The organism is Micromonospora sp. CB01531 (assembly GCF_001905095.1).
Lineage (GTDB): Bacteria > Actinomycetota > Actinomycetes > Mycobacteriales > Micromonosporaceae > Micromonospora.
This window is the reverse complement of sequence record NZ_LWLS01000083.1, coordinates 55,558-77,499: the sequence shown is the minus strand read 5'-3', so window position 1 is coordinate 77,499 and position 21,942 is coordinate 55,558. Positions and strand designations below refer to the sequence as shown.

General features: G+C 72.5%; 31 protein-coding genes. 13 read left to right on the top strand and 18 right to left on the bottom strand.

Annotation, left to right across the window (positions count from 1 at the left end; genetic code table 11):
- Nucleotides 1–130: 130 nt before the first annotated feature.
- The 3 genes from A6A27_RS24245 to A6A27_RS24235 all read left to right on the top strand — a co-directional run bounded on the left by A6A27_RS24245 (nt 131) and on the right by A6A27_RS24235 (nt 1,821).
- Nucleotides 131–910: an SDR family oxidoreductase gene (locus tag A6A27_RS24245; RefSeq protein ID WP_073836946.1), complete on the top strand. Its 780-nt coding sequence runs from the start codon at nt 131–133 to the stop codon at nt 908–910.
- 37 nt (nt 911–947) lie between these two features.
- Nucleotides 948–1,142 carry a hypothetical protein gene (locus tag A6A27_RS46165; protein WP_073836945.1) on the top strand — a complete coding sequence of 65 codons (195 nt, stop codon included), beginning with the start codon at nt 948–950 and terminating at the stop codon, nt 1,140–1,142.
- 130 nt (nt 1,143–1,272) lie between these two features.
- Nucleotides 1,273–1,821 carry a YbaK/EbsC family protein gene (locus tag A6A27_RS24235; RefSeq protein ID WP_073836944.1) on the top strand — a complete coding sequence of 183 codons (549 nt, stop codon included), beginning with the start codon at nt 1,273–1,275 and terminating at the stop codon, nt 1,819–1,821.
- A 49-nt stretch (nt 1,822–1,870) separates the two neighbouring features.
- Here A6A27_RS24235 and A6A27_RS24230 read toward each other — a convergent pair whose 3' ends face one another.
- The 7 genes from A6A27_RS24230 to A6A27_RS24200 all read right to left on the bottom strand — a co-directional run bounded on the left by A6A27_RS24230 (nt 1,871) and on the right by A6A27_RS24200 (nt 7,131).
- Nucleotides 1,871–2,503 (bottom strand): DsbA family oxidoreductase, encoded by a 633-nt coding sequence (locus A6A27_RS24230; protein ID WP_073836943.1) that lies wholly within the window; start codon nt 2,501–2,503, stop codon nt 1,871–1,873.
- A gap of 20 nt (nt 2,504–2,523) precedes the next feature.
- The gene (locus tag A6A27_RS24225) at nt 2,524–2,949 is read right to left on the bottom strand and encodes a SufE family protein (protein WP_073836942.1); all 426 of its coding nucleotides are present in this window, start codon (nt 2,947–2,949) and stop codon (nt 2,524–2,526) included.
- A gap of 103 nt (nt 2,950–3,052) precedes the next feature.
- On the bottom strand, nt 3,053–3,472 hold the full coding sequence (locus A6A27_RS24220; protein ID WP_073836941.1) for a CBS domain-containing protein: 420 nt from the start codon (nt 3,470–3,472) through the stop codon (nt 3,053–3,055).
- A 50-nt stretch (nt 3,473–3,522) separates the two neighbouring features.
- Entirely contained in the window at nt 3,523–5,292 is a 1,770-nt protein-coding gene (locus A6A27_RS24215; RefSeq protein ID WP_073836940.1) for a proline--tRNA ligase, read from the bottom strand.
- 133 nt (nt 5,293–5,425) lie between these two features.
- Nucleotides 5,426–5,998 carry an MBL fold metallo-hydrolase gene (locus A6A27_RS24210; RefSeq protein ID WP_241825426.1) on the bottom strand — a complete coding sequence of 191 codons (573 nt, stop codon included), beginning with the start codon at nt 5,996–5,998 and terminating at the stop codon, nt 5,426–5,428.
- A gap of 156 nt (nt 5,999–6,154) precedes the next feature.
- The gene (locus A6A27_RS24205) at nt 6,155–6,337 is read right to left on the bottom strand and encodes a DUF397 domain-containing protein (protein WP_073836939.1); all 183 of its coding nucleotides are present in this window, start codon (nt 6,335–6,337) and stop codon (nt 6,155–6,157) included.
- Complete coding sequence (locus tag A6A27_RS24200) at nt 6,328–7,131, bottom strand: helix-turn-helix domain-containing protein (RefSeq protein ID WP_073836938.1); 804 nt, start codon at nt 7,129–7,131, stop codon at nt 6,328–6,330. Before A6A27_RS24200 ends, A6A27_RS24205 begins: the two co-directional genes overlap by 10 nt.
- 220 nt (nt 7,132–7,351) lie before the next feature.
- On the opposite strand from A6A27_RS24200, the gene A6A27_RS24195 reads away from it, so the two are divergent.
- Together A6A27_RS24195 and A6A27_RS24190 are read left to right on the top strand one after the other, a co-directional pair.
- Complete coding sequence (locus A6A27_RS24195; RefSeq protein WP_083672817.1) at nt 7,352–7,543, top strand: hypothetical protein; 192 nt, start codon at nt 7,352–7,354, stop codon at nt 7,541–7,543.
- 20 nt (nt 7,544–7,563) lie between these two features.
- On the top strand, nt 7,564–7,902 hold the full coding sequence (locus tag A6A27_RS24190; RefSeq protein WP_073837118.1) for a hypothetical protein: 339 nt from the start codon (nt 7,564–7,566) through the stop codon (nt 7,900–7,902).
- A 33-nt stretch (nt 7,903–7,935) separates the two neighbouring features.
- On the opposite strand, the gene amaP is transcribed toward A6A27_RS24190, so the two are convergent.
- The 6 genes from amaP to A6A27_RS24160 form a co-directional block, all read right to left on the bottom strand.
- Nucleotides 7,936–8,520, bottom strand: coding sequence for an alkaline shock response membrane anchor protein AmaP (amaP, locus tag A6A27_RS44395; RefSeq protein ID WP_083672816.1), 585 nt, complete (start codon nt 8,518–8,520; stop codon nt 7,936–7,938).
- Nucleotides 8,517–9,056: a DUF6286 domain-containing protein gene (locus tag A6A27_RS44390; protein WP_073836937.1), complete on the bottom strand. Its 540-nt coding sequence runs from the start codon at nt 9,054–9,056 to the stop codon at nt 8,517–8,519. Before A6A27_RS44390 ends, amaP begins: the two co-directional genes overlap by 4 nt.
- A gap of 13 nt (nt 9,057–9,069) precedes the next feature.
- The gene (locus A6A27_RS24175; protein WP_083672815.1) at nt 9,070–9,495 is read right to left on the bottom strand and encodes an Asp23/Gls24 family envelope stress response protein; all 426 of its coding nucleotides are present in this window, start codon (nt 9,493–9,495) and stop codon (nt 9,070–9,072) included.
- Complete coding sequence (locus A6A27_RS24170; RefSeq protein ID WP_073836936.1) at nt 9,492–9,671, bottom strand: DUF2273 domain-containing protein; 180 nt, start codon at nt 9,669–9,671, stop codon at nt 9,492–9,494. The genes A6A27_RS24175 and A6A27_RS24170 overlap by 4 nt, the downstream gene beginning before the upstream one ends.
- A gap of 105 nt (nt 9,672–9,776) precedes the next feature.
- Nucleotides 9,777–10,139, bottom strand: a complete 363-nt coding sequence (locus A6A27_RS24165) for a hypothetical protein (RefSeq protein WP_073836935.1) — start codon at nt 10,137–10,139, stop codon at nt 9,777–9,779.
- Entirely contained in the window at nt 10,136–10,609 is a 474-nt protein-coding gene (locus tag A6A27_RS24160; RefSeq protein WP_073836934.1) for an Asp23/Gls24 family envelope stress response protein, read from the bottom strand. The genes A6A27_RS24165 and A6A27_RS24160 overlap by 4 nt, the downstream gene beginning before the upstream one ends.
- A 254-nt stretch (nt 10,610–10,863) precedes the next feature.
- Between A6A27_RS24160 and A6A27_RS24155 the strand changes: the two genes are divergently transcribed.
- The 3 genes from A6A27_RS24155 (at nt 10,864) to A6A27_RS44385 (ending at nt 13,716) form a co-directional block, all read left to right on the top strand.
- Nucleotides 10,864–11,394, top strand: coding sequence for a SigE family RNA polymerase sigma factor (locus tag A6A27_RS24155; RefSeq protein WP_073836933.1), 531 nt, complete (start codon nt 10,864–10,866; stop codon nt 11,392–11,394).
- Entirely contained in the window at nt 11,391–12,515 is a 1,125-nt protein-coding gene (locus A6A27_RS24150; protein ID WP_073836932.1) for a hypothetical protein, read from the top strand. Before A6A27_RS24155 ends, A6A27_RS24150 begins: the two co-directional genes overlap by 4 nt.
- A gap of 229 nt (nt 12,516–12,744) precedes the next feature.
- Entirely contained in the window at nt 12,745–13,716 is a 972-nt protein-coding gene (locus A6A27_RS44385; RefSeq protein ID WP_198940426.1) for a hypothetical protein, read from the top strand.
- 52 nt (nt 13,717–13,768) lie between these two features.
- Here the strand turns inward: A6A27_RS44385 and A6A27_RS42305 are convergent, their stop codons facing one another.
- The 3 genes from A6A27_RS42305 to A6A27_RS42295 all read right to left on the bottom strand — a co-directional run bounded on the left by A6A27_RS42305 (nt 13,769) and on the right by A6A27_RS42295 (nt 15,294).
- Nucleotides 13,769–14,065 (bottom strand): hypothetical protein, encoded by a 297-nt coding sequence (locus tag A6A27_RS42305; protein ID WP_083672811.1) that lies wholly within the window; start codon nt 14,063–14,065, stop codon nt 13,769–13,771.
- Nucleotides 14,062–14,754, bottom strand: a complete 693-nt coding sequence (locus A6A27_RS42300; RefSeq protein ID WP_143194136.1) for a hypothetical protein — start codon at nt 14,752–14,754, stop codon at nt 14,062–14,064. Before A6A27_RS42300 ends, A6A27_RS42305 begins: the two co-directional genes overlap by 4 nt.
- Before the next feature lie 249 nt (nt 14,755–15,003).
- A complete protein-coding gene (locus A6A27_RS42295) occupies nt 15,004–15,294 on the bottom strand; it encodes a hypothetical protein (protein ID WP_083672809.1) in 291 nt (96 codons plus the stop codon).
- 230 nt (nt 15,295–15,524) lie between these two features.
- Between A6A27_RS42295 and A6A27_RS24135 the strand changes: the two genes are divergently transcribed.
- From A6A27_RS24135 to A6A27_RS24120, 4 genes are all read left to right on the top strand, one after another.
- The gene (locus tag A6A27_RS24135; RefSeq protein ID WP_073836931.1) at nt 15,525–16,292 is read left to right on the top strand and encodes an SGNH/GDSL hydrolase family protein; all 768 of its coding nucleotides are present in this window, start codon (nt 15,525–15,527) and stop codon (nt 16,290–16,292) included.
- A gap of 3 nt (nt 16,293–16,295) precedes the next feature.
- Complete coding sequence (locus A6A27_RS24130; protein ID WP_073836930.1) at nt 16,296–16,742, top strand: imidazolonepropionase-like domain-containing protein; 447 nt, start codon at nt 16,296–16,298, stop codon at nt 16,740–16,742.
- 95 nt (nt 16,743–16,837) lie between these two features.
- Entirely contained in the window at nt 16,838–17,740 is a 903-nt protein-coding gene (locus A6A27_RS24125) for a sulfurtransferase (RefSeq protein WP_073836929.1), read from the top strand.
- A 115-nt stretch (nt 17,741–17,855) separates the two neighbouring features.
- The gene (locus A6A27_RS24120; RefSeq protein WP_073836928.1) at nt 17,856–19,493 is read left to right on the top strand and encodes a hypothetical protein; all 1,638 of its coding nucleotides are present in this window, start codon (nt 17,856–17,858) and stop codon (nt 19,491–19,493) included.
- On the opposite strand, the gene A6A27_RS24115 is transcribed toward A6A27_RS24120, so the two are convergent.
- Complete coding sequence (locus tag A6A27_RS24115) at nt 19,465–19,893, bottom strand: DUF7144 family membrane protein (protein WP_073836927.1); 429 nt, start codon at nt 19,891–19,893, stop codon at nt 19,465–19,467. The genes A6A27_RS24120 and A6A27_RS24115 overlap by 29 nt on opposite strands.
- A 29-nt stretch (nt 19,894–19,922) precedes the next feature.
- Nucleotides 19,923–21,170: an MFS transporter gene (locus A6A27_RS24110; protein ID WP_073837114.1), complete on the bottom strand. Its 1,248-nt coding sequence runs from the start codon at nt 21,168–21,170 to the stop codon at nt 19,923–19,925.
- Between the two features lie 107 nt (nt 21,171–21,277).
- On the opposite strand from A6A27_RS24110, the gene A6A27_RS24105 reads away from it, so the two are divergent.
- Nucleotides 21,278–21,901: a TetR/AcrR family transcriptional regulator gene (locus A6A27_RS24105; RefSeq protein WP_073836926.1), complete on the top strand. Its 624-nt coding sequence runs from the start codon at nt 21,278–21,280 to the stop codon at nt 21,899–21,901.
- Nucleotides 21,902–21,942 lie beyond the last annotated feature (41 nt).

The window sequence follows — 21,942 nt, the reverse complement described above, 5'->3', positions numbered from 1 at the left end:
GGCCAGCCGCAGCCGGCGAGCCGGCGGAGGTGCGCGCTCGGCCGTCACGAACCGCGCAGCCGTCCCGTCCGTTGAGCGGGACGCGGGCGCCGTCGGCCTGCGCGAGGGTGTGCCGGGAGAGGAGCGGGCGATGCGAGTGCTGGTCACCGGGGCGAGCGGGCGGCTCGGGCGGGCGGTGCTGCCGCGCCTGCGGGGCGACGGGTTCGCCGTGCGGGCGGTGAGCCGGCATCCGCGCGAGGACTCCACCGTGGAGTGGGTGGCGGCCGATCTCGCCACCGGCGAGGGGCTGTCGGCGGCGGTTGCCGGTGTGGGGGCGGTGCTGCACCTGGCGTCCTCGCCGGCCCGGCGTACGCACGAGGTCGACGTGCTCGGCACCCGGCGGCTGGTGGAGACGGCCGATCAGGCCGGCGTGGGGCATCTCGTGTTCGTCTCGATCGTGGGCATCGACCGGGTGCCGTTCGGCTACTACCGGCACAAGCTCGCCGCCGAGCAGGTGGTGACGGCCGGCCCGGTGCCGTGGAGCATCCTGCGGGCGACCCAGTTCCCGGAGTTCCTGGAGGAACTGCTGCGCACTGCCGGCCGGCTCGGGCCGGTGATCGGGGACCCGGCGGTGCTGGCCCAACCGGTCGACCCGGCCGACGTGGCGGCCCGGCTCGCCGGGATGCTGGCCGCCGGCCCGTCGTACACGGTCGAGGAGTACGGCGGCCCGCAGGTGCTTCGCTTCGACGAGGCGGTCCGCGCGTGGCGGGCGGCCCGCCGCTCCCACCGCCCGCTGCTGCGGGTACGGATCCCGGGGCGGCTGGGCTGGGCCCTGCGCTCCGGCGGGCTCACCACCACCGCCACCCCGACCGGCACCCGGACCTGGGCCGATCACCTCGGTGACACGTATGGGGGAACCGGTCGAAGATGAAACCTTCGGCCGCTCACGTTCGCCTTACCGTGGCCGCATGCTGGTCTTCGTCACCACGGTGATCCTGTACGTGTTCGGTTTCGTCTTCCTCTACGGCGTGGTCCGGCTGGGTGTCCGGCACGGCATGGAGGACGTCGAGGCACATCGCCCCGAGGTGCTGCAGCGGGCGCATCTCGCTTCCGCCCAGGACCGCGACTTCGCCCGCGAGAACGCCTTCCTCTCCAACAACTGACGCTGGTCCCGGGCCGCCCGGCACCGGCGCGGCGGACCGGTCTCCCGACCGGCGGGCGTCTCCCGACAGGCGGGCAGGGCGGCAGGTCAGTGAGCGGAACCCCGTCACGGGTGCGAGGATCGCACCCGTGATGGGGACGCTGAAGACAGAGCCGGCCCAGACCCGGCTGGACCTGCTGGCACCGCCGGTCGCCGCCGCAGTCGAGCGGTGGCCGGGTGAGGCGCCGGTGGACGTCGACGATGTGCTGGTCGCCCCGATCGACGCGGAGTTGGCCGACACGGCCGCGTTCTGCGCCGCGTACGAGGTGGGGCTCGAGGAGTCGGCGAACTGCGTGGTGGTTGCCGGCAAGCGGGGTGGCGAGACCCGGTACGCGGCCTGCGTGGTGCTGGCCACCACCCGGGCCGACGTGAACGGCGTGGTCCGCCGGATGCTCGACGTCCGCAAGGCGAGCTTCGCGCCGATGGCCGACGCGGTCGAGTTGACCGGGATGGAGTACGGCGGGATCACCCCGATCGGCCTGCCGGAGGAGTGGCCCATCCTGGTCGACTCGCGGGTGGTCGCGATGCCGCACGTGATCATCGGATCTGGCGTACGGCACAGCAAGATCGCGCTGCCCGGGCCGGCACTCGGCGTACTGCCCGGGGCGACGGTGGTGCAGGACCTGGCCAGGCCGGCCTAGGGAGCCGACATCATCGATCTTGTTTCACGTGGAACAAGGTCGATGGAGGTCATTCGCCTGACTCGCGTTGCTCGACCTCGCGCAGGGCGGCGAGCAGGGTCTCCGGCTCCTGGGCGCCGGTGACGGCGTACTTCCCGGCCAGCACGAAGGTCGGCACGCTGGAGACCCCGAGCTGGCGCGCCTCGGTCAGGTCGGTGGCCACCTCGCGCCGGCCCAGGTTCGACTCCAGGTACTCCCGGGTCTCGGTCTCGTCCAGGCCCACCCCGGCGGCGACCTTGACTAGCGCGTCGGTCGAGCCCACGTCTACCCCGTCGGTGAAGTGCGCCTGGTAGAGGGCCTCGACCAGCTCGGCGGCGCGGCCCCGCTCGGTGGCGAACCGGATCAGCCGGTGCGCCTCGAAGGTGTTGGCGTGCACCGCGCGGTCGAAGTGCACGTCGAGCCCCACGCCGGCGGCGACCTGGGTTACGTGGGTGAACATCCCCTCGGCCCGCTCCCGGCCGCCGAACTTCGCGGCCAGTGCCTCGACCAGCGGCTTCGGCTCGGTTACCGGCGTCGGGTCGAGCTGGAACGGCCGGAACCGGACGGTCACCTTACGGTCGTACGACGCCAGCGCCTGCTCCAGCCGGCGCTTGCCGATCCAGCACCACGGGCACACGACGTCGGCGTAGATCTCGATCTCCATGCCCGGGAACAACCCGTCGATCAGGAATTCTGTTCCCGGACCTGGCGCTTGAGCCGGGCCAGGATCGCCGTGCCGCCGCGTACCCGCAGTGGGCTGATCGCCTGGGCCAGCCCCATCCGCTGGTAGAGGTCGTCCGGCACGGCCAGCACCTCGTCGGCGGTCGCCCCGGCCAGCCCCTCGGCCAGGATGCCGGCGAACGCGCGGGTGGTCGGTGCCTCGGGCGGGCAGTCGAACCAGGTGATCACCGTGTCGTCCGGCTGGACCTGGGCCCGCAGGAAGAACGGCGTCTGGCACTCGGGCACCTGCTCCATGCCCTCCCGGTCCATGCCCTCCGGCAGCGGCGGGATGACGTCGGCGTACTCAAGGAGCATCTCCAGCACCACGTCGCGGGGCGCGGCGGCGAACTCGTCGACGATCTCGGCCAGCTTGCTCGGCATCTCGGGCATTCCGCCAGGCTACCGCCGGCCGCACGCCGGCCGGGTCGCCGCGGTCCGGAGGGGTGGGAGGGGCCTCTCCACTACCGGAGGCGTCAAGAAGGGGCCCCTCCTCTCACATGTTCGGGGCGGCCTCGCTGATGTCGCTGAGGGCGGAGTTCGGGTCGAGCTGCATGGCCAGGTCGCCGAGGCTGACGATGCCGACCAGCTTCCGGTCCCTGTCGCAGACCAGCACCCGCCGGATGTTGCGCTCCCGCATCAGGGCGGCCGCCTCGCTCGCCGTGGCGTGCTGCTCGATCATCACCACCTCGCGGGTGATGACCGACCCGATGGTGGTGGTCGCCGGGTCGGCCCGCTCGGCGACCGCCCGGACCACGATGTCGCGGTCGGTCAGCATGCCGGCGAGGGTCGCTCCGTCGGTGACGACCACATCACCGATGTCCGACTCCTTCATCACCCTGGCCGCCTCGTCCAGCCTGGTCTCGGCCGGCAGGTAGACCACCTGCTTGGTCATCACGTCGCTGACCCGATACATGAGAGCCTCCGAAACACTCGATCCGGGAGCGGTACCCGGTAGCGCGTCCGCTACACCCGGTCGCGGCGCGTCCCGGGCACCTCGTCGAGCAGGCGCTCGACCAGGCCGTCCACCGGCAGCTCCATCCGCTCGCCGGAGGACCGGTCGCGCAGCTCGACGTACCCGTCGGCGAGCCGGCAGCCGACCACCACGGCGCGCGGGATGCCGACCAGCTCGGCGTCGGTGAACTTGACCCCGGCCGAGACGTGCGTGCGGTCGTCGACCAGCACGCGCAGGCCGGCGGCGGAGAGCCGCTCGCCGAGGGCCAGCGCCGCGTCGAGCTGCGGCCCCTTCCCCGCCGCCACCAGGTGTACGTCGCACGGCGCGATCGCCGCCGGCCAGACCAGCCCCCGCTCGTCGTGGTGCTGCTCGGCGACCGCCGCGACCGCCCGCGAGACACCGATGCCGTAGCAGCCCATGGTGGGCCGAACCGGCTTGCCCTCCGGGCCGAGCACGTCGACGGCGAAGGCGTCGGTGTAGCGGCGGCCGAGCTGGAAGATGTGCCCCACCTCGATGCCTCGCCGCATGGTCAGCTCGCCGGTCACGCAGGCCGGGCATGGGTCACCGGGCCGCACCTCGGCGGCCTCGATCGTGCCGTCCGGGACGAAGTCCCGCCCGCACACCACGTCCACCGCGTGCCGGCCCGGCTCGTTCGCCCCGGTCAGCCAGGCGGTGCCGGCGACCACCCGGGGATCGACCAGGTAGCGGACGCTGTGCTTGGCGAGGATCTGCGGCCCGAGGTAGCCGCGGACCAACTCGGGATGGTCCGCCCAGTCCTCGAAGACCGCCACCGTGGCCGGGGCGAGCACCGCCGCCACCCGCTTGAGGTCCACCTCGCGGTCCCCGGGCAGCCCGATTACCAGCAACTCCGCCTGCTCGGCGCCCGGCCGGCGGACGGTCAGCACCACGTTCTTCAACGTGTCGGCGGCGGTCCAGTCCGTCCGACCGCCGAGGGCCCGGGTGTTGGCCAGCTCGACCAGGGCGGCGATGGTCGGCGTCTCCGGGGTGTCGTGCACCTCCAGCACCGGGTGCGCATCGGGATCACCGGCGACCGGCGCGCGGGTCACCACCGCCTCCGTGTTGGCCGCGTAGTCGCAGGCGGTGCAGCCGACGAAGGCGTCCTCCCCGACCGGGGTGGCGGCCAGGAACTCCTCCGACGCCGAGCCGCCCATCGCCCCCGACATCGCGTGCACGACCGTGAAGTCCAGCCCGAGCCGGTTGAAGATTTTCTCGTAGGCCGCCCGATGCCGCTCGTAGGCTTTCTGGAGCCCGGCTTCATCCAGGTCGAACGAGTACGCGTCCTTCATCAGGAACTCGCGCCCGCGCAGCAGCCCCGCCCGGGGCCGGGCCTCGTCCCGGAACTTCGTCTGGATCTGGAACAGCGTCACCGGGAAATCGCGGTACGAGGTGAAGAGGTCCTTCACCAGCAGCGCGGCCATCTCCTCGTGGGTCGGGGCGAGCAGGTGCTCGGCGCCCTTCCGGTCGGCGAGGGTGAAGATGTCGTCGCCGTACTCCGTCCACCGTCCGCTGGTCCGGTAGGGCTCGGCCGGCAGCAGCGCCGGGAAGTGCACCTCCTGGTCGCCGATCGCCGCCATCTCCGCCCGGACGATCTCGGTCACCCGGTCCAGCACCAGCTTGCCCAGCGGCAGCCAGGTGTACCCGCCCGGGGCGGCGCGGCGGACGTAGCCTGCGCGGAGCAGGAGGCGGTGGCTCGGCACCTCGGCGTCGGCCGGGTCCTCGCGCAGGGTCCGGAGCAGCAAGGTCGACATGCGCAGCAGCATTGCCGCAGCGTACGGCGGGCGAAGGTGGTCGGGCGATCCTATTCGGCGGCCTGCCGCCCTGAGCCCGCTTGATCGACGCGCTCGATGGCGTTCCACCGAGGATCCGGGGCATCCGCACGGGATCGGCCGGGATCTAGGAAAGCTGCAGGGTCAGGTCGGCGTTGGCGACGTCGATCAGGCCAGGGTAACTGTCGGCGGCGGCTCGTGCCGCCGACGGATCCGTGCCGGGCCACAGGTGGGTCAGGATCAGCCGCCCGACGCCGGCCTCCGCCGCCTGCCGGCCCACTTGGCGGGCGCTCGACAGGCAACCCACCGAGTCTTCCGGCACCTGATCCACGTGGGTGGCCTCGGCCAACAGCAGGTCAGCGCCGCGCGCCAACTCCACCACGTCGGCGCTCGGGCCGGTGTCACCGGTGTACGTGAGCGTCCGGCCGTCGGCGGTCAGCCGTACGCCGGCGTTGGGCACCCAGTGCGGCAGCAGGCGGGTCTCGGCGCGGAACGGGCCGATGTCCAGGCCGCTGCCGGCGGTGAACTCGTGCAGCACGTAGGCGGCGTCCAGCATCCCGGGGCGGTCGAGCGCCAGCACCGCGTCGAGCGCGCCCGGCAGCGCGTACACCGGTAGTGGCGGCGGCGGATCGTCGCGCAGCGTGCGGGCCCGGAGCAGCGGGTTCAGGTCGGCGCACCTGGCCCGCCTCCGGCCACGCACCACACCCGCCCAGCACCGTGAGCCGCATGTTGACGGACGCTACCGGCCGATTTGCCACGGAGCCAGGCAATTCACGGCGTCACTCGGGTGGGCACCGAGCCGCGGCACCGTCTGCGTCGTCAAGTTCGTAGGCGGAGTGGAAAAGTCGTCGTCGGATCAGGAGCGCTTGACGTGTTCGACGAAGGCGCGCCAGGTCCGAGGGTCGAAGGCGAGGACCGGGCCGGTCGGGTCCTTGCTGTCGCGCACGCCGACGACGCCGGGCACGTTGTCGGCCACCTCGACGCACTCACCGTTGCCGCTGCGGCTGGACTTGCGCCAGGTAGCGCCGATCAGCTCCATGACGTCATCACTTCCTTCATCAGCTCGATCGACTGCCGGCGAGGCAGCGCCTCACTGCGGACGCTCTCCCATCTCCCGACCACGATAGCCACGTCCTCGTCCTTGTCGACCGTCGTGCCGCCGAGCTGGTTTTCCAGGTGCGCGACCCATCCGCCGTCGTCACCCCGCGCCAGGGTGAAGGGGCCGGCGAGTCCCACGTGCGTGCTGACGTCCGCCGGGATGAGGTGCACGCTGATGTGCGGCCGCTCGGTGCACTGGATCAGGTGGGCGATCTGCTGCGTCATCAGCCCCCGGAAGCTCTCGTCGGCTCGGCGGAGCACGGCCTCCTCGATCACCGCCACGAGCTTGGGCGGCTGTGGCCGGCTGAGCACGGCCTGCCGATCGAGGCGGACAGCCACCCGCCGCTCCACCTCGTCGTCGCTCAGCATGTCGTCGGCCCGGATCACCACGCGTGCGTAGTTCTCCGTTTGCAGCAGACCGGGAATGAGTGTCGGGTGGTAACACCAGAGCTGCTGGGCATCGCGCTCGGCGTCGAGCCACGGCCGTAGCCAGCTCGGTTGCCCGTCCCGTTCGGCCATTTTGAGCAGCGCCAGCAACAGGCCGCCGGTGTCCAGCACCTCGTCGGCGCGCTTGAGGAAGAACCGGTCGAGCGGCCGTTGCCCCAGCTCGACGGCGGACACCTGCGAACCCGAGAAGTGCACGAGCTTCCCGAACTCCTCCTGGCTCAGCTCGGCCTTCAACCGCAGCCGCCGGAGTTGTGCCCGGATCAGCTCTGCGGTCGGTGCACTCTCCACGCGTCCTCCACGATTTCCCGGCGACCTCTGCGGCGCTTCCGTCCATTCGCGACAGCCGACCTGATCCTGCCCGGACCGGCCTCGACGGCTTCCGAGCGTAGTGCCGTCCTCAGCAGACTGTCACGCAGCGAGCCGTCTCCCGTCCGGCCCGCTGCGGGGCCGCCCTTGGATCCCCCGATACCGGGCGGCCCCGCCCCCGTACCGAAAAGAGGAGGTCGGAATGCCCAACCCGCTCCGCTGGTTCCGGTGCCGAGACACCGTGCCCCCGCCGGCGCTGCCCCGCCGGGCGAGAGGCGCCAACCTGCCGGACTGGATGCGCGAGTCGACCCGGGTCATCCCGACCATGCGGCCGGGCAGCCCCGGCCGGCTGACCCGGGCCCAGGAGTGGCGGGCCAACGGCGGTCGCTGGTGACCGGCGACTGGCGGGACCGCATGCTTCCGGTGCCGCGCCTCGGGCCGTACCCCGATCGACCTCGCGCCTACCCGCCCGGCCATCCGCCGCACCTGCCGATCCGCCCACTGTGGCTGTGCCGGGCTTGCGGCCAGCCGTGGCCGTGCGCGCAGGCCCGCCTGCTGCTTCGGGCCGAGTACGACAGCCACCCCGTCGACCTGGCCATCTACCTCTCCGGGCTCTATCACGAGGCCACCCACGACCTGTTCCGGCTCAACCCGCAGGACGGGCCGACCCCACGCGAACTGTTCGAACGGTTCGTCGCCTGGGGCCCGTACCGCAGACCGTTGGTCGAGCCACCCCGGTCGCCAAACTCTTAGGCGCGGGGCCGTCCGCACCCACCGGCTCTCAGTTCACGCGAGGCCCACTCGAGTGCGCCGGCGGGTGCGCTGGGTGAGATCGAGGGTGACGGGCAGGTCCGGCCTGCCGAGGGCGTAGCGGACGCGGGGCAGCACGAGGGCTTCGAGCCGCTCGCGCAGCGCGGCGATGTCGGCGTCGGGATCGGCCGTGACGGTCAGCGCCAGGCGGGGCGTGTACGGGCTCCCCGACAGCCTGGTGTCGACCTCGTCCACGCCCGGGCAGTCCTCGACCTCCGCTCTGACGGCGTCGGCGAGCGCCCCGGCGTCGAGGACGGTCCGTCCGCTGTCGCCATTGGTGCTGATGTTGATGCGCCGCTGGCCGGGTTCGGTGGTGACGACGGCGGCCAGCCAGCGCAGGCCGAGCAACGCGACAATCGCGGCTGCCACGCCCGCCACCGGCCAGAACCAGCCGCCGTGGACACCGACGAAGCGCGTGGCCGGGTTGTCGAGCAGGTGCCGCCGACTGAAGCCCCGGCCGTACACGTCGGCACCGGCGAGGAGGATCGCGACACCGGCGGCGAGCAGCACCAACGCGAGCAGGGTGAGCACGATCCGGTTGAGGCGGTCGGCGCGAATCACCGCAGCTCCTCCTTGCTGATCCGCACGGACAGGGCCGGTGCCGGGTCCAGACGCAGCGCGTCGAGGCGGTGCTGGGCGGCCGAGGCCACCGCGCCGTTCAGGTAGTCCCCGGTAGGTGCCGCCCCGTCGAGCACCTCGGCGCGAACGCGTACGAGGTGCCGGTCGACTGTGACGTGGGCGTCGTGGACACCCTCCACCTCGATGGCCGCGTCCCGGAGCGTCCGGGCCAGGCCGCGCCGGGTGATGGCGGCGTCGGTGGCGGGATCGATGGGCTGCAGGCGCAGCCGGTGGGGCCGGCGGGGTTTGAGCTGCGCGGCGAGCAGCAGCAGCCCGATGACGACGAGGCCCACAGCAACCAGCCGTACGATCCCGCTGCCCCAAGTGGTGCCGGACGCCCAGCGGTAGAGGCCGGGCCAGTTCAGCACGATCGCCTTCGCCCCGACCGCGTAGGCGACGATCTCGATCAACACGAGGACGGCGCCGAGGGTCAGCGCCAGGCTCAACAGGAACGCGAGCAGACGGTTGGTGATTCTCACCGGGGGCCCCGATTCAGTGCACCCGGCTGGCGGGGGTCCGGTCGGTGACCAGGTCGGTGACGGTGATCCCCACTTCCTGGACCCGCAGCCCGGTGAGGTCCGACACGCGGGTCCGGACGCGGTCGCGGACCCGGGCGGTGACCTCCGGGATGGATGCCGGCCAGCGGACGCTGATGGACAACTCGATGCGGGTCACCGATCCCTCGATGGCCGCGGACGCCGTCGCGGCAGCGCCCTGGTCGGCACGGCGGATTCCGAAGCGACCCGCGCCGGGCAGGGACCGCCCGAGCACGCGCGGCCGCGCGCTGCCGGCCTCGGCGACCTCCCGTGCCGCCTGCGCGGCGATCTTCTCCACCACCCGGTCGTGGATGTGCAGCCGGCCCAGACCACCGTGTGCCGGTGCCGACCCGCCGGCCGGGGCCTCGGTCACCGCGGTCACCGGCTGGTCCGCCGGCCCTGGACGTACGGGCCGAGGTCAACCTCGCCGGCGAAGAACTTCGACACCCCGTAGCCGATCGCCGCGAACAGCGCGACGATCAGCATCTGACCGAAGCTGCCGAATGCCAGGGCGAAACCCAACGCCAGGCCGACGACGGACCCTGTCAACTTGGTCATGCGGTCGTCTCCTCCCATCATGCTGTATCGACTGTGAAGCGATGAGCGCCGCTGATCGCACTGGCGCGACAGGCGGGCAGGCGGATCCTCACCGGTGCGTACAGGTCACGGACCGACGAGGTTCGTGCCCCCACCGCGGCCCCCGTCCGCCCCGGCCGGCGGCGGGTCCTCCAGATCTGCGACAACCACGTCGACCCGACGACCGGCCGCCAGCGGTGCCACCGCCGCCCGGACCTGGCCGGCCAGCGTTCCGGCGGTGACCCCCCACCGGCTCCGGACCTGGACCACCACGGCGTCGGCGTCGACGGCCACCCCCTCGACCCGACGACCGGGCAGGTAGGTGGCCCGGCCCCCCACCCAACCCGCGGTAAGGCCCACCACATCCGGACAGGCGCAGGCCGCGGCCGCCACGGCATCCACGTCGACGCCGTCGACCACCGCGTCACGCCGGCTAGGCGTGGCGGTCATGACACCCGCGGCTGCTGCTGTTGACCCTGCCGTTGGCCATCGGCCTCGGGCAGGTGCACGTCGTCGACGCTGATGTTGACCTCGACGACGTTCAGGCCGGTCATCCGCTCGACGGCCGTCTTCACGTTGCGCTGGATGTTCCGGCCCAGATCGGCGATGCTGACCCCGTACTCGACGATGACGTCGAGGTCGACCGCCGCCTCGGTCTCGCCGACCTCGACGCCGACCCCCTGGGACACGTTCGGCCCGCTGCTGCCCGGAATGCGCTCCCGGATGGCCGTGAACGCGCGGGTGCCGGCGTTGCCCATGGCATGGACGCCGGCCACCTCCCGGCACGCCATCCCGGCGACCTTCTGTACCACGTTTTCGGCAATCATGATCTTGCCGTCCTCGTTGGTGAGCTTGTTCTGGCGGGCTGGCTGGTTGCCACCCGTGCGTCCAGCCTGCTCGGTCCTGGTTTCCTGACTCATGGGGCGTGCACTCCTCCGGCTGCTCGTCGTCCGGCCGCATTCAGGCGCTTTCTAAGAGTGGGAGCCCGGCGGAAATTTGTTGGCCTTTCACCCGGCACCTCCACCTTTCGGGGCAACGTCGTCTACCGATCACGTCGGACATCCGGCCACCACGCCCAAGATTCCTTCAAACACGACGGCAACCCTGCTTGTTCAAAGTGGCGTCTGGGGAGGCGTCACGATGGTGCAACACCTCACCCCAAGGATCGGCTTGTGTGGACCCTCTCCTGAGTGAGTTCGACTCGTTCGTGCGAACCCGCACCCCCGCACTACTGCGGTCGGCGTACCTGCTGACCGGGGACCAGCACCTGGCGGAAGACCTCGTCCAGTCCGCCCTGGCCCGCACCCACCGCTCGTGGAGCCGACTGCATGACAGCGGCAACGCCGAGGCGTACACCCGCAAGACCATGTACCACCTGCAGGTGTCCTGGTGGCGGCGGCGCCGGGTGGCCGAGTCGATGCCGGGCGACCTGCCCGAGCCGCGCGGAGGCGACTCGGCCCCCGACCACGCCCACCAGGCCACCCTCCGGCTCACCCTCCGGGCCGCGCTGGCGAAGCTCTCCGCCAAGCAGCGGGCCGTGCTGGTCCTGCGGTTCTTCGAGGACCGCACCGAGGCCGAGGCCGCCGACCTGCTCGGCGTCAGCGTCGGCACCGTCAAGAGCCAGACCTCGAAAGCCCTGGCCAAGTTGCGCACCGTCGCCCCGGAACTCGCCGAGCTGTACGTCCTGGAAGGGAGCGCCCGATGAACTACGACCGTCTCCGGCTCGACCTGGCCGGCCTGGCCGAGGAGGTCACCCCGGTCGACCTGCGGGACCGGGCCCTGCGTACCTCGCGCCGGCTCGGCCTCCAGCGAGCCATCGCCACCTCGGCCGCCGCGCTGGTGATGATCGCCGCCGCGACGGGCACCGCCCTGGCGATCCGCCCCGGCGGGCAGGATCCCGCTCCACAGCCCGCCGGCCCGTCGACCACCGTCAGCCCGCCCCCGGTCGAGGTCACCGCCACCCCGGACCCTTCGACAAGCACCGAGCCGACGAACTCGCCGGCTAAGCCGTCGTCCGTCCTCGCCGGCACCCGGTACTACCTGGAGACCACGTCCAACAAGTACCGGATCCACGCCGTCCGGGGCAGCTCGGAGCAGGTGGTCCACCAGCTTCCGTTCGTCACCTACGGCTGCGAGGCCAACACTCTCACCATCTCGCCGGACGGCAAGCGGGTGGCCTGGGTGCAGGACAGCACCGACGGCGGCAACAGTGGTGTGCTCCTGGCCGGCACGCTCGGAAAGCCAGGCGCGGTGAGACTGCTGGACGAGGTCAATTGCCTCGGCCCCCGCCCGCTGGTCTGGCAGGGCAGCGACCTGCTGATGGTGGGCAGGAAGAACGGCCAGTCGGTGCTGTTCGACGTGGCGGCCAACAAGCGGGTCAACGGTGACCCGGGCCAGGAGACCGACCGGTGCTGGTCGGCTGACGGCAGGTGGCTGGCGGCGGTGGCTGAGGGCCAGCCGTATGTGACGGACGGGACGCAGGGGCGCCAGTACACCTACACGCCGCCGAAGGACGAGGCCGCGCACTGGGGCGGCTGGCAGGCCCGGAGCGTCTCCATGGACGGCCGATACCTCTCCGTCGGCTGGATCGGCACCGACCCGTCCCGCCGCGACGACAGTTTTGCGGTGGTCGACACCACTACCAGCAAGGTCGTCGACCTGCCGGGTAGCGGAGACATCAGCAGCATCATGTTCACCGTCGACGACAAGGTGATTGTCAAGCGGGCGACCGGCATCAGCGTGCTGGACGGCAGCTTCGCACCTCTCGGCACGGTCGCCGAGTCCACCTCTGTGCGGAACATGAAGCTGCTGGCGTACACGCCCTGAGCCGTCGACCACGGTCCGTCAACAGGCCCTCAGCACCTGGTGCTGAAGGCCTGTTTCGTGGCTGGACCGCGTCTCAAACATGGCCAGAAAATTTCCTCATCGAGACGGCAACCCTCCCTTGAGAACTGGACGTCTGGGAGTGCATCAACCCGTTGCGCCATTGAACCTGAGGACTGGAAACGTGAACGTTTTCGCCGCCGCCGCTCGTCCGCGTAGCCTCCGCCACGTCGTGGCCCTTGCAGCCGCCGTGATCACGACGGTGGGCCTGAGCGCCTGCGGCGGAGCAGAGACCGCCCCGGCCGCCGCCCCGCCGGCCACCGTCACCACCGCGGCTCCGGTCGCCACCGCGGCCCCGGTCAGCGACCCCGCCTCGGCCACCGTTCTCGCCGGCACCCGCTACTACCTGGGCATGACCGACCAGGAGGCGGTGATCCACGCCGTCCGGGGTGACGTCGACCAGGTGACCGCCCGGATTTCCCTCGGCAAGGGGTCGTGCGTCCGCAACACGATCACCATCTCGCCGTACGGTGAGCGGCTGGCCTGGGTGGAGGGCGGTGCCAACGAGGACGCCGGCACTCTGGTGACGTCGATGATCGACGGATCCCGGAGGCGGACGGTCGAGCGGGCGGCGCCCTTCCGCGGGACGGCCAACTGCCTCGGCAGCAATCCGCTGGTGTGGAACACCAACGACCTGCTGATGGTGCAGGACGGCCGCCGGTCGGTGCTGATCGACGTGGCGGACAACAAGCCGGCCGACGGTGACGCGGGCAACGAAACCCTCAAGTGGTGGTCCGCCGACGGGCGGAATTGGGCAGCGGTCTCCGAGGGCAAGCCATACGCCACCGGCGGGAGCAAGGCGAGTTTCTACCACTACACGCCGCCGAAGGCCGAAGCCGCGCACTACGACGGCTGGCGGGTGCGGAGCGTGTCGATGGACGGCCGGTACGTCGCGGTCGGCTGGATGAACACCGACGTGTCCCGTAACGACGGCAGTTTCGCGGTGGTCGACACCACCACCGGCAAGGCGGCCAAGCTGCCGGTCAACGGCGAGGTCAAGAGCATCCAGTTCGCGGCGGACGGCAAGGTGCTGGTGCGGCAGGCGAGCCGGATCGTGGTGCTGGACCCCGGATTCCGGCAGATCGGCGAGGTGGCGGAGCCCCAGGAGGTGCAGCAGCTGACGCTGCTGGCCTACGCGCCCTGAGCATGCCTGACCGCCGAGCGGGCCGCCCCCACCAGGGCGGCCCGCTCGGCATTCAACGCAGCTCGGCCTTGAGGTAGGCGGCCCACGCCTGCTCGAACTCCTCGGACGACGCGCCGAGGACGTCCTGGGTCACCGCGTCAATTGCCGTGCCGCGATAGTGCTCGGCCACGAGCTGGAACATCTTCTGCTCCCCGTAGCGCTCGACCAGGAAGCCGATGGCCGAGTGGCCCAACCAGTAGTGGTACTCGACCCGGCCCTTCAGGTCCCATGCCGGGCCACTCGGCAGCGAGGACGGGTAGCCGGTCTGGCGGATCACCGCCCGGGAGTTGGCCGTGCGCTCGCTGGTCAACCAGGGCTTCCGGCCGTGGCCCAGGTATTCCGCGAACCCTCGACCACCCACTTCTCCCGCTCGCCCACGAGCGAGGATCCCGGGGCGCGGCCGGTGAGCTTGCCGACCAGGGCATGCCCGATCTCGTGCCGGAACAGGTTCAGCTGCCGTTCGCGGGTGCCCTTCGTGAAGTGATACTCGTCGCGGACGTCGATCACCACCCGGGTGGCCCCGACGACGGGGTCGTTCTCGTCACCGTCGAGCACCCCCTCCGGCGGCACCGGGATCGCGATCCCGGACTCGGTGGGGGTCTCCTTCGTGGTCCGGTAGAGGGAACCCAACTCGGACAGCCCCTTGACCAGGGAGATGACGAAGCCCGGTGGCGTCTCGCCGGTCACCCCGCCGGCCCGCCAGGCGGCCAGGTCGTCCGCCGCGGCCTGCTCGGCGATCGGGGCGTACCGTTGCGCCTCCGCTCGCAGCGTCGCGTCGACGATCAGCAGCGTGTGCGGCGTCCGCTCGACGTGGATGTCCCGCCACTTGTCCCACGGTGCCGGGTAGTGGGTGACCGCGTCCCGTCGGCGCTCCTCCGGAACACCCCCGGCCCGGGTGACCTTCAGCGGCGCGTCCTGGCCGGCCTGGGCGATCGTCCACTGGTACCACTCCTCGACCGGGCCGACGTCGAAGCCGTCGAACCGGTGCACGAACGCCACCGTCACATCGACCTCGTGGCCGCCGCCCACCGGCCGGAACTCGCCCTTGTGGCGGTACGCGAAGCGGACGTCGGCCAGCGGCAGCTTGCTGAGGTTGCGGTAGAGGCTGGTCTGCGCCGCGACCAGGTCCTTGTCGGCCTGGTCGAACGGCGCGACGAACGCCTTCTCGTCCCGGCCGGTGAGCGCCCTGGTGTGCTCGGCCAGCAGGGACTCGATCTTCGTCTGCCGGATCGGGTTCGTGTCGTCGAACTAGGTGGACGGGCTGTCGTTCCGGAGGTATGACGCCAACCCGACCACCCCCACCCCGGCGCACAGGGCCAGGGCCAGCACCCCCGCGCCGAGCCCGATCCACAGGCCGCGCCGGGACCGCCGGGCCGGTGGTGCCGGCGGCGGAGCGTACCCGCTCGGTGGCGGGTAGGGCGGCTGCCCGTACGGCCCGGGTGCGCCGGGTGGTGCCGGATGGCCGGGCGGCCCGGCGGGCGGTGCGGCGTACGGTCCGGGGCGTCCCGGCGGGGGAACGGCTGACGGTCCCTCGGTCATGGCGTGTGTCCTCGCTCGTGTCCGACGCGTCGGGTCCCCATTCACTCAAGGGCCGTCCCGACTGGGGTCGCGCGCCATTATTTCCGCCCGAGCGCGCGGTTCTCTGCCCCGTTCCGGCCACCGGCGGCGTGGGCAGCGCCACGTCCGTACCTGGCAGGCGCCCCTGCCGGTCGGCTGCGGTGCCAGAATGGCCGACGCCGATGGAAATGCGATGGCCGGGGGGACAACAGGTGCGCTGGCGCAGCTTCGTGGCGGTGGGTGACAGCTTCACCGAGGGCATGGATGACGCGTATCCGGACGGGACGTACCGGGGCTGGGCGGACCTGGTCGCCACCCGGCTCGCCGCCGAGGCCGGCCCGGCCTTCGGGTACGCCAACCTGGGCATCCGGGGCCGCCTGTTCCCGAACATCGTCGCCGAGCAGGTGCCGGCCGCGCTGGCCATGCAGCCCGACCTGATCAGCTTCGCGGCCGGCGGCAACGACGTGCTGCGCCGGTCCTTCGACGCGGAGTCCTTCGTCCCCCGCTTCGACGCCGTGATCGGCGAGCTGCGGGGCAGCGGCGCCGACGTGGTCCTGTTCCGGTTCGCCGACGTGATGGCCCGGCTCCCCGGGCAGCGGCTCGTGGCGCCCCGAGTGGCCCTGCTCAATCGGGTGGTCGGCGAGGTCGCCGAGCGGCACGGCGCCATCCTGGTCGACCTGTATGCCGACGACACCTACCTGAACCCGATGCTGTGGAGCACCGACCGGCTGCACCTGTCGGCGGCCGGGCACCGGCGGGTCGCCGGGCAGGTGCTCACCGCCCTCGGGGTGGGCTGCGACGAGAAGTGGCTGCTGGTGCCACCGCACCCCGCGCCGACCCCGTGGCTCGCCGCCCGCGCCGCCGACCTGCGTTGGGCCGGCCAGCATCTGGCGCCGTGGATCAAGCGCCGGTTGACCGGCCGCTCCTCCGGCGACTTCGTCTCCGCCAAGCGGCCCGTGCTCGGGCCGATCACCGACTGACCGGTGCGGACGATCCACGCCGCGCCGCTGCTGCGGCTGACCCTGGACGACGAGCCCCGGCCGGATCACGCGGTCCTGGTGTCCGGCGACCGGGTCGAGGCGGTCGCGCCGCTGGCCGAGATGACGGAGGCGTACCCCGGGGTGCGGGTGCGGCGGTGGGCCGGGACCCTCGGGCCGGTGCTGGTGCACGAGGGGCCGCTGCCGCCCGCCCCCACCCCGCGCGAGCGGGTGCACGCCCTGTTCCGCCGCGGCGCCGCCGCGGTGCTCGCCGCGCACGTGGTCGAGCCGGGCCTGCGGGCCGCCGCCGCCCGCAACGACGTCGCGGTGCTCGACGCCGTCCGGCCGCCGGCGCTGGCCCCCGGCGGTCGGGCCGATCTCGCCGTGTTCGCCGGCAGCGGCTCCTGCCTGGCCACAGTGGTTGCCGGGCGCCTCGTGCATCGCCGCGCCTGACCATCGGTGCGCGCTGTCGTGCGACCCGCCACATCCGTCGTACCCGATGCGCGATGGCCGGTCCTGCCCGGACGATCGGGCGTACCTTGGGGCTCATGCCTGTGCCGAGCGATCCGAATCCCCGCTTCCAGTCGTACGCCGACCCGCAGCGCCTGGTCACCACCGAATGGCTGGCCGAGCACCTGGGCGACGAGGGCCTCGTGGTGGTCGAGTCTGACGAGGACGTGCTCCTCTACGACACCGGCCACCTCCCGGGCGCTGTCAAGGTCGACTGGCACACCGAGCTGAACGACCAGGTGACCCGGGATTACCTGGACGCGAAGAGCTTCGCCGAGCTGTGCGCCGCCAAGGGCATCGGTCGGAACGACACGGTGATCTTCTACGGCGACAACTTCAACTGGTGGGCCGCGTACGCCCTCTGGGTGTTCTCCCTCTTCGGCCACCCGGACGTCCGGCTGCTCGACGGCGGTCGGCAGAAGTGGATCGCCGAGGGGCGGGAGCTGACCCGGGAGAAGGTCTCCCGGCCGCGCGCCGACTATCCGGTGCCGGAGCGGAACGACGCGCCGATCCGGGCGTACCGGGAGCAGGTGATGGCGCACATCGCCGCCGGCCGGCCGCTGGTCGACGTCCGCTCGCCGGGTGAGTACACCGGCGAGATGCTGCACATGCCGGACTACCCGCAGGAGGGCGCGCTGCGCGGCGGGCACATCCCCGGCGCGGTGAACAAGCCGTGGAAGTCCGCCGCGAACGACGACGGCACCTTCAAGTCCGCCGAGGAACTGCGCGTCATCTACGCCGACCAGCTCGGGCTGAGCCCGGCCGACGACGTGGTCGCGTACTGCCGGATCGGTGAGCGGTCCAGCCACACCTGGTTCGTGCTGCACCACCTGCTCGGGTACCCGCAGGTCCGCAACTACGACGGGTCCTGGACCGAGTGGGGCAACCTGGTCCGCGCCCCTGTCGTCAAGGGCGATCAGCCCGGCGGCCTCACCGGCTGACCGCCCGTCCGCCCCCAGGGATGACGCTTCCGGGCGGCAATCCGGCGTTGCCCCGCCGTGCCCGCGCGCGGCGGGGCAGGCTGCTAAGGAGCCGTCGGATCGCCGAGGAGGGGGCGTGGGGCGCCTGGACAAGCGGTTCGTCGCGCTGCTCGTGCTGGCCGCCGTGCCGCCGGCCGTCGAGGGTGTCATCCTCGACGCCTCGGGGTTCCGCGCCGCCGACGGGCTGGCGCCGCAGGTCACCGCGGTCTGGCCGTACGACACGTACCACGACCTGCGATGGCTGTTCGTCTACCACGACTCGTGGCTGACCTTCGCCGTCGGACTCGCCGGGCTCATCGTGTTCCGGGCATCGCTCACCACCGGGCTGGTCGCGCTGGCCTGGCCCCGGCAGGTGCCCTGGCCGGGCCTGGGTTGGCTGGTACGGCGGAACCTCGTGCTCACCGTGGTGATCACCGTGGTGGTCTCGCCGTGGGCGGCCCTGTCGATCGCCGCCTCGGTGGTCGCGCTCTCCTGGCTGTTGTTCGCCTCGCTGCTGCCGCTGTTCCTGCTCGCGCCGTTCCTGCAACGGGCCGCCGTGCGCGGCGCCTGGTGGCGTGGGCTGCCCTCGGTCGAGTTGGTCGGCTGGTCCCTGCTCAACTTCGTGGTGCTCACCGTGAGTGGGGCGCTGGTCTGGGCGGCGCCGACCGGGTGGTCGGCACCGGTGGCGGCGGTCGCCGGGGTGATCAACGGGCTGCTCTGGCAGCGCACGGTGCGGGCCGCCCTGCTGCCGCGCCGCCCGGTGAAGTGGGCGCGGGTGCCGGTGGCGCCGCTGGCCGTGCTGCTCGTCTTCGCCGTGCCGGTGGTGGTGCAGCCCGTGTTGCAGCTCGTGCCCGGGACGTCGCCAAAGGGCCGCGCCATGGTGCTCGACCGGTCCCTGCCGGCCGGCGTCCGGCACGCGGTGATCTTCCTCGACGGCCACGGCAGCACGTCCGGTGGGCAGCCGGCCGCCGACCCGAACGTGCAGCAGTTCTCCTATCGGGGCCTGGACCCGCAGGGCCGGCCGCTGCCGTACTCCGCCCGGGACACCTACCGGTCGATCGAGTCGAGCGTGGGGCTGCTCGCCACCCAGGTGGACCTGCTGCACCGGCGGACCGGACGGCCGGTGGCGCTGGTGGGGCAGAGCGAGGGGGCGCTGGTGGCCCGGACCTACCTGGCCGTCCGGCCGCACCCGGCCGTGGACATGCTGGCCATGTTCAGCCCGTTGATCAACGCCGGTCGCTCCTACTACCCGCCCGCTGGGGCGTCAAGCGGCTGGGGCGTCGCCGCCGGGTGGGAGCTGCGGTTCGTCTTCGGCGTCCTCGACTCGTTCGCCCACACGGGCAGCGGGCCGGAGGAGCCGTTCATCCGGTCGGTGCTGGACAACGCCCCCTTCTACCGCAACGGCCTGATGTGCCCGGTGCCCGGCGTACGCATCGTGGCGTTCCTGCCGACCACCACGGCGATCGAGGCGCCTCCCGGCCAGTACAGCCGCGTTCCGGTCTTCCAGATGCCGGCCCTGCACGGTGGCCTGCTGGCCACGCCGGTCGTCCAGGCGCGCCTGGTCCACTTCCTCGAGGGCGAGCCGGTCAGCCGGCCGCAGCGCGGCTACAGCGAGCTCCAGAACGCCGCCGCTGCCTGGCACGCTCCGCCGCTGCCGCTCTCGCTCAACCCGGTCTGGCGGGCCAAGCACGTGCCCGACCCGGCCTTCAGCGAGGAAATCTGCCAGCCGAGTTGACCGGTTCGCTCGGCGTCTGCCGCCGGCATCGCCGGAGCAGCACGAGGGCCGCCACCGCCAGCCCGATCACCATCAGCGCCCAGATCGGCCGGAAGGGCAGCAGGAGCACGTGCAGGGCGATGCCCACCACCGCCACCACCGCGGCGAACCGGATCGACCAGCGGCGGCCGGAGAAGAGCAGCACCCCGCCCAGCACCATGAGCACCCCGGTTACCAGGTGCGCCCACAGCCAGCCGGTCAGGTCGAGGTGGTAGAGCCCTTCCTTGGTGATCACCACGTACGGGTCGTCGTTCAGGTCGGTGACCCCGGAGACGGCGTCGGCGAGGCCGCCCCCGGCGAGCAGCACGCCGGCCAGCATCCGCTGCCGGTCCCGCGTACGGGCATCGTCGGGTTGCGTCACCCCGTCCTCCTGTCGCTGTCCGGTTCAGCCTAAGGAAACGGCACCGGCTCCGTCCGGCGCTCGGCGCGCGAAACTCCCTCCCGCAGCGTCCGCCATGCACCGGCGGTGACCAGGGCGAACACTCCTGCCGCCGCCCAGCCGACCGGAGCCACCCCATAGACCTGGCCGGCGAACCCGGCGACGGCCGCGCCGACCGGCGCGCTGATCAGACCGACGGTCCGCTGCGCCGCGCCGACCCGACCGAGCAGCCCGGCCGGCACGTGCCGCTGTCCGTACGCCGACCATAGGCTGTTCCAGACGGTGGTGCCGGCGGCGAAGCAGGCCAGGGCCAGGCCGCCGGGCACCGGGTGCCGGGCGACCGCGAACCCGGCCAGGGCCAGGGTCTGCGCCAGCAGCACCCCGCGCAGCGCGGGCAGGGTGCCGAACCGGGCCGCCAGCCGGCCGGCGCCGAGCGCCCCGACCAGGCCACCGACCACCGCCCCCGCCGCGAACAGCCCGTACGCCGCCGGCGGCACTCGCAGCACGGTCAGCGCGTATAGCACCAGCACCGCCGTGACTCCGCTGATCGCGAGGTTCGACCCCGCCGTCGCCACGGTCACCCGCCACAGCACCGGGTCCCGCCGCAGCCAGCGCATCCCCGCCCAGGCCTCTCGCCACACGCTCGGCCGTCCCGGCGCCGGGCGGTGCCGGTGCTCGCCGGACGGCGAGACGGGGCGCAGGGTGAGGACGAGGAGGGCGGCTGCCGCGAAGGTGACGGCGTCGAGGGTGAACGGGAGTGTCGCCGAGATCGCGAAGAGGACCCCGGCCAGCGGGGCGCCGAGGAACCCACCGGCGACCGCGGCGCCGGCCTGGAGGCGGCCGTTGGCGGTGGGCAGCGCGGCCGGCGCGACCACCGACGGGAGCAGTGCGAAGGAGGCCGCGTCGAAGACCGTGCCCAGGGCGGCGAGCAGGAAGGCGGCGACCACCAGCGCGGCCACCCCGGCCCGGCCGGTGGCGACCAGTCCGGCCAGGGCGGCCACCACGGCGGCCCGCAGCCCGTCCACCACCGCCATCGTCCGGCGGCGGTCCCACCGGTCCGCGTACGCGCCGCCGAGCAGGCCGAGGAGCAGCGGCGGGAGTTGGGCGGCGACGGTCACCGCGGCGATGGCCCGGGGATCGCGGGTGAGCGTGGCGGCCAGCAGGGCCAGCGCCGGCGTACGCAGGGCATCGCCGAACCGGGAGGAGACGGCGGCGGACCAGAGCAGCCGGTAGTCGCGGCCGAGGACGGAAGCGGTCATGTCGCCGGAGCCTGTGGCCTGAAGCGGGTCGAGGGTCAAGCAAACGTGAGGCAACCGACGGGTAACCGAGCCTCCACCTCGCCGCGCCTGAGGTCTAGGCTGGCCCGGTGGCGGTGGAACAGCAGGCGCGGGGCGCGGCGAACGGCGCGACGGGTGCGGGCCGACGCCGGTCCCGGCGGGACGAGATCCTGGAGATCGCGGTGGGCCTCTTCGCCTCCCGCGGCTATCACGGTGTGTCGATGGACGACATCGGCGCCGCTGCGGGGGTCACCGGTCCGGCCCTCTACCACCACTTCGCCGGCAAGGAGGCGATGCTCGTCGCCGCGCTGATCCCGGTCAGCGAGGGGCTGCTCGCCGGTGGCCGGGAGCGCGCCGCCCACCCGGACGACCCGCGCGGGACCCTGGAATCGTTGATCGACTTCCACGTGGACTTCGCGCTGGCCAACCCAGCGGTGATCGCCCTGCACCTGCACGAACTGGACCGCCTCCCAGACGAGCCGCGCCGACGGATCCGCCGGCTGCAGCGGCTCTACGTCGAGGAGTGGGTGACCGTGCTCACCACACTGCACCCGGGGCTGCCGGACGGTGAGGCCCGGGTGCTCGCCCACGCCGCCTTCGGTCTGATGAACTCCACCCCGTTCCTCGCCGGCGAGGTGGACCGCCGCCGCCGTGCCGAGCTGCTGCGCGGCGCCACCCTCGCCGCCCTCCTGGCCCCCACCGACCCCGCCTGATCCCGGTCCGCGGGGTGGGTCGGGGTAACTCGTGGGTAACC